This is a genomic window from Acidithiobacillus sp. HP-2, assembly GCF_015100155.1.
Classification (GTDB): domain Bacteria; phylum Pseudomonadota; class Gammaproteobacteria; order Acidithiobacillales; family Acidithiobacillaceae; genus Acidithiobacillus.
This window is the reverse complement of record NZ_JACKZA010000024.1, coordinates 1-14,630: the sequence shown is the minus strand read 5'-3', so window position 1 is coordinate 14,630 and position 14,630 is coordinate 1. Positions and strand designations below refer to the sequence as shown.

At 54.1% G+C, this 14,630-nt stretch carries 15 protein-coding genes and 1 pseudogene; 7 read left to right on the top strand and 9 right to left on the bottom strand.

Annotated features, from left to right (window positions below; genetic code table 11):
* Positions 1-13: 13 nt before the first annotated feature.
* The gene (locus tag H7F11_RS14860) at positions 14-874 is read right to left on the bottom strand and encodes a PHP domain-containing protein (RefSeq protein ID WP_227485550.1); all 861 of its coding nucleotides are present in this window, start codon (positions 872-874) and stop codon (positions 14-16) included.
* A 103-nt stretch (positions 875-977) separates the two neighbouring features.
* Here H7F11_RS14860 and H7F11_RS14855 point away from each other — a divergent pair, with 103 nt between their 5' ends.
* Complete coding sequence (locus tag H7F11_RS14855) at positions 978-1,703, top strand: hypothetical protein (RefSeq protein WP_193651621.1); 726 nt, start codon at positions 978-980, stop codon at positions 1,701-1,703.
* A 263-nt stretch (positions 1,704-1,966) separates the two neighbouring features.
* On the opposite strand, the gene H7F11_RS14850 is transcribed toward H7F11_RS14855, so the two are convergent.
* A complete protein-coding gene (locus H7F11_RS14850; RefSeq protein ID WP_193651620.1) occupies positions 1,967-2,569 on the bottom strand; it encodes a peroxiredoxin in 603 nt (200 codons plus the stop codon).
* Positions 2,570-2,770: 201 nt separating this feature from the next.
* Here H7F11_RS14850 and fdxA point away from each other — a divergent pair, with 201 nt between their 5' ends.
* Positions 2,771-3,094 carry a ferredoxin FdxA gene (gene fdxA, locus H7F11_RS14845; RefSeq protein ID WP_010639763.1) on the top strand — a complete coding sequence of 108 codons (324 nt, stop codon included), beginning with the start codon at positions 2,771-2,773 and terminating at the stop codon, positions 3,092-3,094.
* The gene (locus H7F11_RS14840) at positions 3,091-4,755 is read left to right on the top strand and encodes an ABC transporter ATP-binding protein (protein ID WP_193651619.1); all 1,665 of its coding nucleotides are present in this window, start codon (positions 3,091-3,093) and stop codon (positions 4,753-4,755) included. The genes fdxA and H7F11_RS14840 overlap by 4 nt, the downstream gene beginning before the upstream one ends.
* Before the next feature lie 81 nt (positions 4,756-4,836).
* On the opposite strand, the gene gcvPB is transcribed toward H7F11_RS14840, so the two are convergent.
* Genes gcvPB through H7F11_RS14805 form a run of 7 tightly spaced genes read right to left on the bottom strand, consistent with a single transcriptional unit; the run spans position 4,837 to position 10,424 of the window.
* Entirely contained in the window at positions 4,837-6,294 is a 1,458-nt protein-coding gene (gene gcvPB / locus H7F11_RS14835; RefSeq protein WP_193651618.1) for an aminomethyl-transferring glycine dehydrogenase subunit GcvPB, read from the bottom strand.
* Positions 6,291-7,634 (bottom strand): aminomethyl-transferring glycine dehydrogenase subunit GcvPA, encoded by a 1,344-nt coding sequence (gcvPA, locus tag H7F11_RS14830; RefSeq protein ID WP_193651617.1) that lies wholly within the window; start codon positions 7,632-7,634, stop codon positions 6,291-6,293. The genes gcvPB and gcvPA overlap by 4 nt, the downstream gene beginning before the upstream one ends.
* 5 nt (positions 7,635-7,639) lie before the next feature.
* On the bottom strand, positions 7,640-8,023 hold the full coding sequence (gene gcvH / locus H7F11_RS14825) for a glycine cleavage system protein GcvH (protein WP_193651616.1): 384 nt from the start codon (positions 8,021-8,023) through the stop codon (positions 7,640-7,642).
* A 4-nt stretch (positions 8,024-8,027) separates the two neighbouring features.
* Positions 8,028-9,137, bottom strand: coding sequence for a glycine cleavage system aminomethyltransferase GcvT (gene gcvT / locus H7F11_RS14820; RefSeq protein WP_193651615.1), 1,110 nt, complete (start codon positions 9,135-9,137; stop codon positions 8,028-8,030).
* A gap of 23 nt (positions 9,138-9,160) precedes the next feature.
* On the bottom strand, positions 9,161-9,646 hold the full coding sequence (locus tag H7F11_RS14815; protein ID WP_010639747.1) for a YajQ family cyclic di-GMP-binding protein: 486 nt from the start codon (positions 9,644-9,646) through the stop codon (positions 9,161-9,163).
* Between the two features lie 37 nt (positions 9,647-9,683).
* Entirely contained in the window at positions 9,684-10,178 is a 495-nt protein-coding gene (locus H7F11_RS14810) for a molybdenum cofactor biosynthesis protein MoaE (protein WP_193651614.1), read from the bottom strand.
* A gap of 3 nt (positions 10,179-10,181) precedes the next feature.
* Entirely contained in the window at positions 10,182-10,424 is a 243-nt protein-coding gene (locus tag H7F11_RS14805) for a MoaD/ThiS family protein (RefSeq protein ID WP_193651613.1), read from the bottom strand.
* Positions 10,425-10,454: 30 nt separating this feature from the next.
* Between H7F11_RS14805 and sohB the strand changes: the two genes are divergently transcribed.
* The 4 genes and pseudogenes from sohB to H7F11_RS14785 all read left to right on the top strand — a co-directional run.
* On the top strand, positions 10,455-11,534 hold the full coding sequence (gene sohB, locus H7F11_RS14800) for a protease SohB (RefSeq protein ID WP_227485549.1): 1,080 nt from the start codon (positions 10,455-10,457) through the stop codon (positions 11,532-11,534).
* 109 nt (positions 11,535-11,643) lie between these two features.
* A complete protein-coding gene (locus H7F11_RS14795; protein ID WP_193651612.1) occupies positions 11,644-13,749 on the top strand; it encodes a putative bifunctional diguanylate cyclase/phosphodiesterase in 2,106 nt (701 codons plus the stop codon).
* Positions 13,746-14,300 (top strand): hypothetical protein, encoded by a 555-nt coding sequence (locus H7F11_RS14790; protein ID WP_193651611.1) that lies wholly within the window; start codon positions 13,746-13,748, stop codon positions 14,298-14,300. Before H7F11_RS14795 ends, H7F11_RS14790 begins: the two co-directional genes overlap by 4 nt.
* A 40-nt stretch (positions 14,301-14,340) precedes the next feature.
* Positions 14,341-14,630 (top strand): annotated as a pseudogene (locus H7F11_RS14785) (ISAzo13 family transposase); the annotation flags it as partial.

Sequence of the window (14,630 nt, the reverse complement as noted above, 5' to 3'; positions counted from 1 at the left end):
TGCGAATAGTGAATCAGTGGAAGTGAATGCCCGCTCTGGCCCAGACCGGCTCTACCCCGTCGGGCAGAGGGAGCAATTGACCAATGGCCGCATGACCGACATCCGGCCCATGAAAATCAGATCCCAGGGAACCCAGCATGTTAAGCTCTTTGGCAAGACGTCCCAAATGCTCGCGATCACCAGCAGCCTGACTGCCGGAACACACTTCGAGACCCGCACCACCGGCCTCACGGAAAGCCGTCAACAAATTGCGCAAGCGGGTAGCACTGAGCTTGTAACGACCGGGATGAGCAACAATGGCAGAACCGCCCGCACTGTTGATCCACCGCACGGCTTCAGTCATGGGAATCCAGTCGCTCGGGACATAAGCCTTGCATCCACGCCCCAGATATTTGCCAAAAGCTTCACTGGCATCCGCACAATGCCCCTGACGAACCAGCCAGCGACAAAAATGACTCCGACCTACCATGCGACTACCCGCCATGGCCCGAGCGCCCTCTTCCGCGCCGGGAATTCCGACTTGGTCTAGCAAGCGACTGATTTCAGCCGCGCGCCAATCACGAAAGGCCATGATCCGGGCCAGCCCTTCCTGCAAAACCCTATTTTCGGGATCCACAAAAAGGCCTACAATATGAATTCCCTGGGTTTCCCACTCACTGGAAACCTCTACTCCGGGAATCAGTTGAATGCCCAGTTCGGCCGCCTTGAGGCCGGCTTCCACCAATCCGGCGGTGTTGTCATGATCCGTCAAAGCCATAACCTGAACGCCGGAATCATGAACCCGCTGAACCAGATCATGGGGTGTCATGGTGCCATCCGATGCCAGCGAATGCATGTGCAAATCAATGGGTGAAAACATTTTGCTCTGTTGCATAAAAACCATTCCCGAAGTTGGCGGACACCTTCTGCTGCAGCATCCAGACTGATCCGTGCTAGCATAACACGCAGAACTTCTTTGGGCATATCAGGAGGAAACCTTGGCTCTTATTCTCGACATCTCCGCAGCGCAAAAACGCTTTGAGCAATACACCCAACCGGTTCTGGCGGCCTTTGCCAGCAGCGGAATAGCTACAGGAGAACAAATCACCCCCCCCATGATTGTCGATGCCCTGAAACAACTATTCACGTTGTTAAGTAATGACGTATCGGGATGGGACCCCAGCCTGCCCGAGGACGAACCGGAGCGCATTGCCGACCTGAGTATCGGGCTGCTCATGGATCTGTCCACCTGGGCAGACCGACTGGGTGAAAAGCAAGCCAAAATTGCGCTGGAAATGATTACGGTCAGCATTGCCGCCTGGATTTGTGCGCAGCATGGAGCCATTCATACCCTGGAACCGGTCGTCAATGGCCTGGCGGTGCTGGCTAACAGCCATAATGAAACAGAAGAACTCAAAACTTTGGCCCAGCTCATGGGAGAAGTGGTAACCGCCGCATCGGCCGATTATGCCGCAGACCTGGATAGCGCCGACCCGCAACGGCCCTGGCGTATTTTACTGCTGAACTGGGGTATTACCGCGACCCGCGCCCAGGATACGGCAGAAATGCGCAAGGCTTTTGCAGCGCTCATCCATCACTTACCTGCTGATGCGAACACTTTTTTTCAGGAAGGCCTGCAACAGGTCACCCGGGGAGATTATCCCGAAGCCGTGAAAGCCGTCATGGCCGAAGCTGCGCAAAATGCTGGACACAGCTTGCATTGATCATAAAAAAAACCCGGGGCAATCGTGCAGCCGGGTTTTTAACAAATCCTGAAAACGGCGGGTGGTAGCCGGGAGGCTTTGCCGCGACTTTGGCCCGCGCCGTTGTTGTTCTTGGCGAAATTCTGCGCCCGTCAGGAGAGCTGTCTGAGCCCAAAGGGCGAGTTCTCTCCTGACAGCAGGATGAGCCTTAGAACAACAGGCAAGGGACGTTGGAGCAAAAAGCCTCCCGGCTACCACCCGCCGTTTTCAAATCAGATACAGTTTTAGAGATCCTTGCCGTGCTTGGCCAGGAAATCTGCCACACCTTCACCGGTGGGGGTCATGCCCGCCTTGCCTTTTTCCCACTGGGCCGGACACACTTCGCCGTGCTCTTCGGAGAACTGCAGGGCATCCACCATACGGATCATTTCATCAATATTACGTCCCAGTGGCAAATCATTGACCACTTCATGACGCACAACACCCTGACGGTCAATCAGGAACGAGCCACGCAATGCCACTTCGTCATTGAGCAGCACGTCATAATTGCGGGCAATGCTCTTGGATAAATCGGCCACCATGGGCAACTGGATCTGGCCAATGCCACCCTTTTCTTCGGGCGTATTTTTCCAGGCCAGATGGGTAAAATGAGAGTCCACACTGCAGGCAATCACTTCGGTGTTACGGCTTTTAAATTCATGCAGACGATGATTGAAAGCCAGAATTTCTGAAGGGCAGACAAAGGTAAAGTCCAGAGGGTAAAAGAAAAGCACCGCATATTTACCCTTGATGTGCTGAGATAGCTGGAATTTCTCATTAATGCTGTTGTCAGGCATAACTGCTGGGGCTACAAAGTCGGGGGCGTTTTTACCTACCAATACTGCCATGGGATTCTCCTCTTGGATCAATGATGGGATAAAGTCCAGATTTGTACTGTAGCAAATTATGTGCGGGTTTACCATCCGGGACATCAAAAAGGTCTATATATGGATAGTGGGCAGGCGGGCAGCCTTGGGCTAGAATAGGCCCCCAGTTCGCCGGGGCAGCCCGGCCACCCTTAAACCGAAAAGCCAAGGAGCCCGGCCCCCATGACCTACGTGGTGACTGAATCTTGTATCAAATGTAAATATACGGACTGCGTGGATGTATGTCCGGTAGACTGTTTTCGTGAAGGTCCCAATTTTCTGGTGATCGACCCTGACGAATGTATTGACTGCACACTTTGTGAGCCTGAATGTCCTGCCGGAGCCATTTTCCGTGACGATGACCTGCCCGAAGGCCAGGAAGAATATGAAGAAATCAATGCACGTCTCGCCAAGGTCTGGCCGGCCATTATTCAGAAAAAACCGGCGCCGGAAGATGCCGATGCCTGGCTGGAAGTGAAAGACAAACGAGGCCTGCTCGAAGAGTGAGCGCGGATAGCGCTTCTGCTGCGCTGCGTTCGCAAAGCTTTCACCGTCTTCTCGGTCTGGTGCGCCCCCACCGGGGACGTGTCGCCGTAGCCATGTTCTTTATGGTGATATCTGGTGCGGCCATGGGTGCCATGGCTTACATCATTAAACCCGTGCTGGATCGGATATTCATTGATCACCAGGTCAGCATGCTGGTCTGGCTGCCCTTAGGGGTCATCCTGATCTACGCGGTCAAGGGTATTGCCGATTATCTCCAGGCCATCAATCTGGCCCGGGTGGAGGAAGAGGTTTTACGCGGTCTGCGGGAAAACCTCTTCGGCCACACCCTGCGTCTTCCCCTGGAAGTCCTCATCGATCACAGTCATGGCAGCACCCTGTCGCGGATGAGTCTGGATCTGACCCTGCTCCAGCAGGGTCTCTCCGTGCTGGCGCGCTTTTTTCTTTCCAGCTTCCAGATTGTCGCCCTGCTTTTCGTGGTGTTTTACATGAGCTGGAAGCTGGCGCTCATCAGTCTCATAACCCTGCCCATTGCTTTTTATCCCCTGATTCGCTTTGGCCAGAAACTTCGCCAGAGAGGCAACTCCCAGCAGGAACAGATGGGCGAAATCATGGATCAGTTTTCGCAAAGCCTGCGGGGTGTGGAAGTCATTAAAAGTCAGGGGGGTGAACCTTTTGAGGCCAGACGTTTTGGACACCAGGCCCGGCACTATTTCGAATTGATGATGCAGATCGCCCGGATTCAGAAAGCCACGGTGCCGGTCATGGAAATGATCGCCGCCCTTGGGATTGCCGCCATTATCTACCTGGGCGGCAGCCAGGTCGTTAATGGCAACATGAGCACCGGTGCCTTTTTCAGCTTTTTTACGGCCCTGGGGCTGATTTATGAACCCCTGCGGCAACTCTCTTCCGCCAATAATCAATTGCAGCAAGGGTTGTCAGCCGCAGACCGGCTTTTTGCCTGGCTGGATCAACCTTCGGAACAGACTGTCATTACCACTGAACCGCGTCCCTGGGGGACCTGGCAATGTCACAATCTGCGCCTGCAACTGGGCCAGGAATCCATTATTCAGGGACTGGATATTTGCATTCCACCGCTCACCACCACCGCCTTTGTGGGCCCCAGTGGCAGCGGCAAAACCAGCCTGATACGGGTGATTCTGGGCCTGCTTCCGGCCAGCAGTGGCCGTATTACCGTTGCCGGTATGGATAAAAATCAGATCCCTGCGGGAGACTATCGGAGTTATTTCAGCTTTGTAGCGCAAGAACCGGTTTTGTTCAGTGGCAGCGCCCTCAGCAATATTGCTTACGGTGAAGACACTCCCGATCCTCATCGCGCCGAAATTGCTGCCCGGCAGGCGCATGCCTGGGATTTTCTGGCCCTGAGTGGCGGACTGGACAGTCCCATCCAGGGGAATGGCGCGAATTTTTCCGGAGGTCAGCGTCAGCGTCTGGCCATTGCCCGCGCACTGTATCTGGATCGCCCCGTGCTGGTACTGGATGAAGCGACCAGCAATCTCGACAGCGAAAGCGAAGAACGCATTGCTGAAACTCTCGCAGAATTGCACGGCAAAAAAACCATTCTGATTGTCGCCCATCGACCCCGCACCACCCGTCTGGCGGATCAGATCATTCGGCTGGAACGAGGAAAAGTGATTTCCTGAATTAATTCAGTCTGAAATTCGTAGTGAGGGTAAATGCTGGCTGGACAGCTGCCGGCAACCTGCTGGTCACACGGAGGCTCGTCATTCCTGTGCTGCCGATACATCCAGCTTGCGGGCGGCCAGCGCCTCATCCAGTCGACCAACTGGCAAATGATGGGGAGCTTCCCGCAGCAATTCCGGCTGCTCCAGCGCTTCCTGGCGAATCTGCGCCATGACCGCGACAAAGCGATCCAGCGTTGCCTTGCTTTCGGTTTCGGTCGGCTCTATGAGCAAACATTCGGGCACCAATTGTGGAAAATAAATAGTCGGAGCATGAATACCAAAGTCCAGCAGCCGTTTTGCCACATCCAGCGCGCGAATGCCTGTGGCTTTGTGCAAGTCACTCACTGACAGGATAAATTCATGACTGGCACGACGTTCCGGGAAAGCCGCCTGATAACCCAGGCGCTGCAGTTCTTTAAGCAGGTAGTTGGCATTGAGGGCAGCATAGGCGGATACCCGCCCTACACCGCTACGGCCCAGTCGCCGAAGATACGCATGGGCACGCAGCAATACGCCGATATTTCCACCATGTGCACTTAAATGACCAATACTTTGTGGGAGATCTTTGGCACCCATCCAGCGCAAGGCCCCATGCGGCTCTTTCAAAACCGTGGGCAGTGGCAAAAAGGGCTTGAGGCGTTCCTGCACAGCCACAGCACCGGCCCCCGGTCCACCCCCACCATGGGGAGTGGCAAAGGTTTTGTGCAGGTTCAGATGCATCACATCAAAACCCATCTGACCGGGCTGAACTCGGCCAAGAATGGCATTGAGATTGGCACCATCATAGTAAAGTAGGCCCCCGGCGGCATGCACATGCTGGGCAATTTCTGCAATACGTCTTTCAAAAACCCCCAAAGTCGAGGGATTAGTGAGCATGATTCCCGCGACATCCGGACCCAGGTGAGCATCCAAGGCGGCCATATCCAGATCACCATCGGGCAGGTTGGGGATTTCGATAACCTCAAATCCGGCCATTTGCGCACTGGCTGGATTGGTACCATGGGCCGCCGTAGGAATCAGCATCTTGTTGCGCCCGGTATCTCCCCGCGCCAGATGATAGGCGCGAATCATGGCCACGCCAGCCAGCTCACCCTGGGCTCCTGCCGCCGGAGTCAGACTCACCGCAGCCATGCCCATTGCCGCCGCCAGCCATTCCTGCAGTTCCCAGAGAACCTGCAGCAGCCCCTGCATGGCGGGGGCCGGAGTATCAGGATGCAGACGGGCAAAACCGGGTAATGAAGCCATGGCATGGGCAATACGCGGATTATATTTCATGGTACAGGAACCCAGTGGGTAAAACTGGGTATCAATGGAAAAATTTTTCTGGGACAAGCGGGTATAATGGCGCAAAACATCCAGTTCGGAAGCATTGGGCAAATTTAGCGGTGTCTTGCGGAGTAAATCTTCGGGTATATCAGCGGGTAATTTCTGTCTTGGCAAATGGTGATCATGGGCAAAAATTGTGTCATTCGGGGTTTCTGTCACAGCTGGATTCATTGGGCCTCCAGAAGGCTTTTCAGCGCATCCCGATAAGTCAACAGGTCGGCTTCTTCCAGTAATTCCGTCGTACACACCAGCAAATCACCCGGCTCACCCATTTCCCATTCACGCAAAGGAATACCCGCGAGCAGGCCATGGCCCAACAGTGCGTCGCGAACCGTCGTGGCGGGCAGCGGCAGGCGCACGACCCATTCATGGAAAAAAGCACCCGCATAGGGGAAGCTCACCCCGGGCAGCGCGGCCAATAACTCGCGTAATTGCCGGGCGCGGGTATGGCAGAGGCTGGCGGTTTCCTGAAGACCATGGCTTCCAAGTGTCGCCATATGAATAGTGGCCGCAGTGACCATCAAGCCCTGATTGGTGCAGATATTACTGGTAGCCTTACCCCGCCGGATATGCTGTTCACGAGCCTGCAGCGTCAGACAATATCCTGTACGACCCTTAGCATCGACGGTTTTGGCGACCAGACGACCCGGCAATTGCCGGACATGGGCTTTGCGGCAGGCAAGAAAGCCAAAGTAGGGCCCCCCTCCGGTCAGCGGAATCCCCATGGGTTGGCCCTCACCCACAGCCATATCAGCGCCCTTCCCGCCCCAGTCGCCTGGAGCCTTCAACATGGCCAGGGCCAGCGGATTGACTACCGCAATGGTTAACAATCCCTGGGCATGTGCCCAGTCCGTCAGCATATCCACCGATTCCAGCAAGCCAAAGGCGTTAATCTGGGGAACAATCAAGGCCGCCGCATCGCTCGCATCGCCGGGAATCTGCAAGGTGCCGCTAATGGGATCATAAGGCACTGCTTGCAGACGGATATTCTGCATGCCTAGCACCGTATCCAGCACACTGCGCCAGCTGAGCAGAAGATTCTCCGGCACCAGGATGCTTTTTTCGCTTCCTTGAATACGCAGAGCCATCAGACAGGCTTCTGCCAAACCGGAGGCGCCGTCGTACAAGGAGGCATTACTGACTTCCAGACCCGTCAGGCGGGTGATGAAACTTTGGTACTCATAAAGTACCTGCAATGTGCCCTGACTGGCTTCAGGCTGATAAGGGGTATAAGCAGAGTAAAATTCACCCCGGGCGGCAATTTCCCAGACAATGGTGGGAATATGATGCGCATAGGCACCTCCGCCAGCAAAGCACAATAATGGCGCATTCGCCAGGGCCCGGCCTTCGAGCTCCCGACCTAAGGCCATCTCGGACAAGCCTTCTGGCAACACCATGTCATGAACCTGCAGACCGGACGGAATTTCATCGAAAAGCGCATCCAGACTATTCACGCCAACGGCGGCCAACATCGCTGCCGTTTCCTCCGCATCATGGGGAATATAGGGCATTCGGCCTATGCCTCCGCAATTTTGGCGTAAGCCGTTGCATCCATCAGTTCTGCAAACGCAGCGGATTCAGCAGCCACGACCATTATCCAGCCTGTTCCATAGGGATCTTCGTTGAGCAGTTGCGGACTGTCACTCAGTGCTTCATTACGCTCCAGAACCTTACCCGTAATGGGCGCATACAAATCCGCCGCCGCCTTTACCGACTCCAGAACACCACAAACCGTCCCGGCTTGCAGGTCTTTTCCGACTTCGGGAACTTCGGCATACACCAGATCACCCAGCAGCGCCTGGGCATGATCGGTAATTCCAATCCGGTAACGTCCATTACCCAGATCCTCGGCCCATTCGTGGGTGTCACTATAACGTAATGATTGCGGAATTTTGCTCATGCCTTCAACACTCCTCGGTAAAGGAAAAAGTAGCGGCGCCCTGACGCCAGAACGGCGGCTTGACCACCATGGCCGGTTTGCGGGCACCGCGAATGACTAATTGCAAAATGCTTCCTGCCGCTACCGGAATATCGACCCTGGCCAGGGCTATACCACATTGCAGACTCGGAGAAAAAATACCGCTGGTGACCACACCGCAAGGCGTCCCTGCAGCATCTTCCAGCACATAGCCGTGCCGGGGAATACCGGCAGGCAGGGCGATACCAATCAGACGTGGCCCTTCGCCCCGGGCCAGTTCCGCTTCGAGTGCGTTTCGGCCCATAAAATCGCGATCGGAATCGCGCAAATCCACGGTCCAGCCCAGATTGCTGGCATAGGGAGAAACCGAGGTATCCATATCCTGACCGTATAAGTCCAGGCCAGCTTCCAGGCGCAGGCTGTCCCGGGCAGCCAGTCCTGCTGGGGCAATCCCTGCTGTCAGCAAACGCCCGGCCAATTCCGGCAAAAGGGTATTTGCCGCTATGATTTCTACGCCATCTTCGCCGGTATAGCCGGTCCGGCCAATAAAAAATCCATCCTGTTCCAGCGCAGTAAAAGGCTTCAGTGACTCCAGGGCGGGTATTTGCAGCAAATCGGCCACCCGCACCCGTGCCTTCGGTCCTTGAACAGCAACAATACCCAGATCAGAGCGTTTGCTTAGCGTCACTTGCCAGGCATGCTGGTCGATGAGCTTTTGAAAATGGGCGGTATCTGCCTCTGCACCCGAAGCATTCAGGACTATCCGATAAGTATCGCCTCCCCGATAATACACAATCAGATCATCAATAATGCCGCCATCCATCTGCAACATGGTGCTGTACAGGGCTTTACCCGGGTGGGCATCCAGCTTGGCCACGTCATTGGCCAGGGCATGACGGAGCAGGCTGCGGGCATCCTTGCCTTCAATATCCAAAGGGCGCATGTGGGAAACATCAAAAAAACCCACCGCTTCACGTACTGCCTTATGTTCGGCGAGCTGCGAGGCATATTGCAGGGGCATTTGCCATCCTGCAAAATCCACCATGCGCGCCCCTTGCGCCAGATGCCACTCATACAGCGCCGTCTGTTTTGTCATTGCCTCGCCTCAGAACCTTTCGATTAATCGCGGAAATTATTGAATTGCAGGGGTAAGCCAAAATCTTCAGAACGCAAGGCAGCAATGGCGGCCTGCAGTTCGTCGCGGCTTTTACCCGACACCCGCAGCTGGTCGCCCTGAATACTGCCCTGAGCCTTGAATTTACCATCCTTGAGATGTTTGATCATGCGCTTGGACACTTCAGTTTCCAGCCCGACTTTCAAGGTAAGCACCTGACGTTCCATGCCTCCCGCTGCAGCGGCTGTTTTCCCGACATCCAGAGCCTTCAGATCCACGCCGCGCTTTACCAGCCGGGCTGAAAATAAATCAATCATCTGGCCCAGTTTGTATTCATCTTCGGCCAGCAAAATGATTTCTTTGTCTTTTCGGTCAATAGATGCCTTACTGCCCTTGAAATCGTAGCGGGTGGAAATTTCTTTTTGCGTAGTATGCAGGGCATTATCTACCTCCTGCATATCCACTTCCGAAACCACATCAAAACTTGGCATAAACTGTTTCCTCAACTTTTCTGCCGTTGGGCAGGTTTTAACTGGAGTGAAGCCGTTGATCCGGATGGGCTGAAGGTACTGAATGACTGTGCCCCTCCCGACTCCCGGCCCGACAACCCGGGCAATCTGTGACCCAGCGGGATCCTTGCGGGGTGATTTCTTTTTTCCAGAAAGGCGCAGAGGTCTTGAGAACATCTATTAAAAAACGACAGGCATCAAAAGCCGCAGCCCGGTGCCGGGACCAGACCGCCACCAGAACAATATTATCCTGAGGCTGCAACAAACCGTAACGATGAATAATGAGGCTGTCGAAAATATCGTAAGCTTTTGCGGCCTGCATACTGACGCGTTCCAGCTCCTTTTCCGTCATACCCGGATAATGCTCAATTTCCATGGATAAAATGTCGCTGGCGTCGCTGTAATCCCGCACCGTACCCACAAAAGTCACCAATGCCCCGGCTCCGCTTACCCTAGCCATTTCGGCACAGGCGGTTGACGCATCAAAATCTTCTTTCTGAACGCTAACGATCATCCATCAACCTCCGGTTACCGGAGGGAAAAAAGCCACCTCATCTTCATCTTTAACCGACGCCGTAAAGGGAACATGCTGCTGATTCAGAGAAGCCAGCAGATGGGCGTCATGCAATTCCGTCCCGGCCTGCCCCTCGACCATGGTCAGCACTTCTTCTACCGTAAAACCACCAGGCGGACAGGCCAGCTGCATTTCGGCCGACCCGACACGCTCACGCACACTGGCAAAAAACTTCACATGAATCATCTACGGAATCCATTTTCAGGAAGATTGCAGATGATAACGCCCCCAAGCCGTGAGCTTCAACCAGAAGCCACAGCCAACCTGCGTGAAGCACTTTGGACCTGGATGCATCTGGTATATAGTCGCTGCATGGAAAACTTCTTCAGTCACTACCTCACCTTTCTCGCCGAAACAGCCACCATAGTAGTCGCCATCCTGATTGTCGCCGGAGGCATTGCTGCCATCGCCCTCAGCAAGCGCAAACCCGCACCTGCAGGTCAGGTCCAGGTTACGGATTTACGCCAGCAAATTGAACAAGCGGCTGACCGTATCGAAGCGCTGCGTTTCGACAAAAAACTCCGCAAAGCGCATCAAAAAAACCTCAAGAAAATGCATAAAGCCAGAAAGGACGAAATATGTACTTATCTGCTGGACTTCAAGGGCGACATTCGCGCTTCGGCGGTGAGCGCTTTGCGCGAGGAAATTACCGCGATCATTCAGGTTGCCCAGCCTGATGATTGTGTGCTCATCCGCCTCGAAAGCGGCGGCGGCATGGTCAATACCTATGGTTTGGCGGCCGCCCAGCTTTTGCGCCTGCGTGCCGCCAAAATTCATAGCACCGTATTGGTAGATGCTGTTGCGGCCAGCGGTGGATACATGATGGCCGTGACCGCTGACCGGATTGTGGCCAGCCCATTCGCGCTGCTCGGTTCTATTGGAGTTGTCGCACAAATTCCCAACTTTCATCGCTGGTTACAGGAACGCAATATCGATTTCGAGCAGTTTACCGCTGGTAAATACAAGCGGACCGTCACGCTTTTCGGGGAAAATACCGATAGTGGTCGCGCCAAACTGCGTGAAGAACTGGAAGAGACCCATGCCCAGTTCCGCGACTTCGTGGAGCAGTTTCGCCCCCAGCTTGATCTGGAAAAAGTGGCCACCGGCGAGGCGTGGCTGGGTAACAAGGCCCTGCAACTGGGGCTGGTTGATCAGCTGGCTACCAGCGACGAGATTATCGTTGAGGCTGCAAAAAAAGGTAAGTTACTGCTTCTGAGTTACCAGCGGCCCAAAAGCCTGCCGCAAAAACTCGGGCTAGCTGCCCAGCAAAGTTGGGACAAACTCTGGTTTCGCTGATGTTCAGCACCTCAGAAATCAAGAAATAACCAATTTAACACAAGACCTTGTCATCTTCCCTCATTGTCCTATATAACATCATACTTATTAATTTATAACGGACACTCTAGTGCCCAACCAGATAAAAAATGTTACGGCCATTGAGCGTGACCACAGCGCCCTTTTTTCCGCAATGCTCCAAGCCTTAAGTGCGGTTCCCGCTGACGCAGGTGCATACGGATTTCTGAATGCGCTTTGTCAGGGCATCCTTGACAACAACAGATCCCTGAAATGGGCATGGTATGCCTTCCAGGCGCCTGGAAAGCCACTTAGACCCTACCATGAACTGGGTATTCAGAATCATCCTGACATTCTTGAGAACCCTCAGGATCCCTGCTATCAGGTTCTGAGCAGCAATACAGCAATGACTTATTCCCTGGACAATCCTGATTGCCCGGAATGGCTCCTGCCCCTGCGCAAGCAACTCTCTGAAATCATCCTGGTCCCCTTCAGTATTGAGGGACAAAAAGCGCTGGGTGTTGTGGGCAGCAGTGAGTCGGGTTACTTTGAACAAGTCGGCACCGAATTTTTTTCTGCCTTTGCCTATATGGGTGAAATGATCATAAGCCTGCAACAACATGCGCGCCGTGATCCTCTGACCGGTCTGTATAATCGCATGGAGCTGGATGATCGTCTGGAACAGGCGTTACGTATGGCTGATCAGCATCAGCGACTGCTGGCAGTGGCAATGCTTGACCTCGACAATTTCAAGGAAATCAACGAAAAGCTGGGGCGGCTGGCGGGCGACCAGATTCTGGTTGAATTCAGCCAACGTATTCAAAAAGATTTGCGAAGTCATGACACGCTCTTCCGGATGGGTGGTGATGAATTTGTATTGTTGATTGAAGACCTGGAACGCTGGGCTGATCTCGAAGTGGTCATGGAACGCATACGGATGAACTTGGATCGTGCCTTTACGGTCAATCAGTCAGAACTGCGGGTTCAAGCCAGCATTGGCGTAACCGTCTATCCCCTGGACGATGACAAGCCTCGGGATATTATTCATCATGCCAATCTGGCCCTGCATCAGGCCAAACGACATAAAACAGCGCAGTTTTATACGCTCTATGATCCCTCCTCCATTTATGACCCCGGTACCCCGCAGCTCGTAGCCCGTCAACAATATTTTCGGGGGCTGCTGGCCGAACATGTGGTTACGCTCTATCAGCCCATTATCCATACTCCGAGTAGTCGCACCCATGAACTGGAAGCCCTCGCTCGCCTGGAGGAAAACGGCACATTGCTGGAAACGAGCGAGTTTTTACCCTGGTTGGCAGCAGAAGATCGCCGCAAACTCAGTTGTACGATTTTGGAACAAGCCGCCCGGCAATGGCGATTGTGGCAAAATGCCGGCCAAAGCATTTCCATTGCGGTAAATTTCGAGCCGCAGGATCTGCTGCTTGAAGAGGTCATTCAGTTTATTGAAAGTACGCTGCTGCGCTTTCAGATGCCTGCCGGGCAGTTGATTATTGAGGTGCTGGAAGGTGACGAATTTCTGGATTACGCCTCAGCCAAAGCACAACTGGGCCGCCTCAAGGAGTTGGGAGTACGCATCGCTCTCGACGATCTGGGCACGGCTTACGCCAGTCTGCTGCGCCTCAAGGATTACCCATTTGACGCCGTCAAACTGGACCAGGCGTTCAGCCGTCACCTGGAAAAACGCCCAAGAGATCTGCATTTTCTGGCGAGCATGCTGGAAATGGCCAATGGGCTGGGAGTAGAACTCATTGTCGAGGGCATTGAAAACGCGGAAGTGTTTTCTGCCGTAACCGCTCTGGGAATTCGTCAGGTACAGGGTTATGCCATCAGTCGCCCCGTCTCAGCTGGAGAAATCAGTCAGCGCTTCCTGGGGAAGCAAATTTCAATGCAGTCGTCCAACTCCAGTTTATTGGTCAGCTTTGCCCGTTTTCTGGTACTCGCCAAGGGCTTGCGGGCCGTACTGCAAAGTATGCCGCAAAGCATTAATGTCCAGTTGTCCTGTGATAATTTATCCTGCCCTCTTTATCCGCTCATGGACACCATACCTTCCTTACGTGAACAACGTGCGCAATTACAGCTGGTCATTGCAGATATAGTTGGCAATCATTTATCCAGCGAATACAGCATGGAAATTTATGATCATTTAACGGCAGGCATCCTCAACGAGATGGCAGCATACATCGCGGCCACGCCGTGAAATCATTTGCTGAAATTCAGTTACCCGCACTCTCCCGGCCCTCGTCCCTGCGGCAGATTTTTTTACTGAATGTTGGGCTTTTTGGCGGGCACTTGCTGCTGACTGTTTTTGCGGCGCTGATTTTCAGCCATTCCCTGGCGGGTCGTTTTTGGCCCATCTGGCCAGCGGCTGGAATTGCCGCCTACGGACTCCTGGTTTGGGGACCAAGAGTCATACCGGGACTACTCATTGCGTCATTACTGGGCGGGCACTTTTTTATCCACCTCCGCTGGGGAATCAACATCTGGTTTGCCTGCAGCGAAATCATGGGTGCCTGGCTGGGCAGCCTGCTTTTACGTCGATTCTGTCCCGGTTGGGCAGGATTACAAACAGTCCGCAACAGCATCGCCTATTTATTGCTTTTTGCAGGAATCCCCGCCCTATTTACTGCCAGCCTAACCGGGGCCGGTGGTTGGTTATTTACGAAAGCCACCGGGAATATTCCTCACCTGATTTTGTTTTGGACGATGGCCAATGCGGCGGCTATCATCAATGTAAGTATTCATAAATAAATAACTTGTACTCACTATATAGCGGGTATAGTCTTGCGGCATGGAAGCAGACGCACTGATAGCCGCTCGACACCAAGCGCTCGAAGGGATACTGGATGAGCGGCAGAGACGGCTATATGCGGCAGTAGAAGCGAAGGTGCTGGGTCATGGCGGTGTCAAGCGGGTGAGTGAGGCTACCGGAGTCGCGCGGGGGTCCATCATGGCGGGTCTCAAAGAGCTCAAGGATCCGGAGAACAGGCTCCCGCAAGGCAGAGTTCGTCGATCGGGTGGCGGGAGAAAAAGGCTGGTGGATCGCGATCCGGACTTGCTGGTGGCCTTGGAGGGTTTGGT

Excerpts from the sequence above, each read along its gene's own strand:
- gcvH (WP_193651616.1), bottom strand. The coding sequence starts at position 8,023 with ATGAGCAAAATTCCGCAATCATTACGTTATAGTGACACCCACGAATGG.
- H7F11_RS14850 (WP_193651620.1), bottom strand. The coding sequence starts at position 2,569 with ATGGCAGTATTGGTAGGTAAAAACGCCCCCGACTTTGTAGCCCCAGCA.
- gcvT (WP_193651615.1), bottom strand. The coding sequence starts at position 9,137 with ATGACAAAACAGACGGCGCTGTATGAGTGGCATCTGGCGCAAGGGGCG.
- sohB (WP_227485549.1), top strand. The coding sequence starts at position 10,455 with ATGATAACGCCCCCAAGCCGTGAGCTTCAACCAGAAGCCACAGCCAAC.
- H7F11_RS14815 (WP_010639747.1), bottom strand. The coding sequence starts at position 9,646 with ATGCCAAGTTTTGATGTGGTTTCGGAAGTGGATATGCAGGAGGTAGAT.
- gcvPA (WP_193651617.1), bottom strand. The coding sequence starts at position 7,634 with ATGCCCTATATTCCCCATGATGCGGAGGAAACGGCAGCGATGTTGGCC.
- H7F11_RS14810 (WP_193651614.1), bottom strand. The coding sequence starts at position 10,178 with ATGATCGTTAGCGTTCAGAAAGAAGATTTTGATGCGTCAACCGCCTGT.
- fdxA (WP_010639763.1), top strand. The coding sequence starts at position 2,771 with ATGACCTACGTGGTGACTGAATCTTGTATCAAATGTAAATATACGGAC.
- H7F11_RS14805 (WP_193651613.1), bottom strand. The coding sequence starts at position 10,424 with ATGATTCATGTGAAGTTTTTTGCCAGTGTGCGTGAGCGTGTCGGGTCG.
- gcvPB (WP_193651618.1), bottom strand. The coding sequence starts at position 6,294 with ATGAATCCAGCTGTGACAGAAACCCCGAATGACACAATTTTTGCCCAT.
- H7F11_RS14860 (WP_227485550.1), bottom strand. The coding sequence starts at position 874 with ATGCAACAGAGCAAAATGTTTTCACCCATTGATTTGCACATGCATTCG.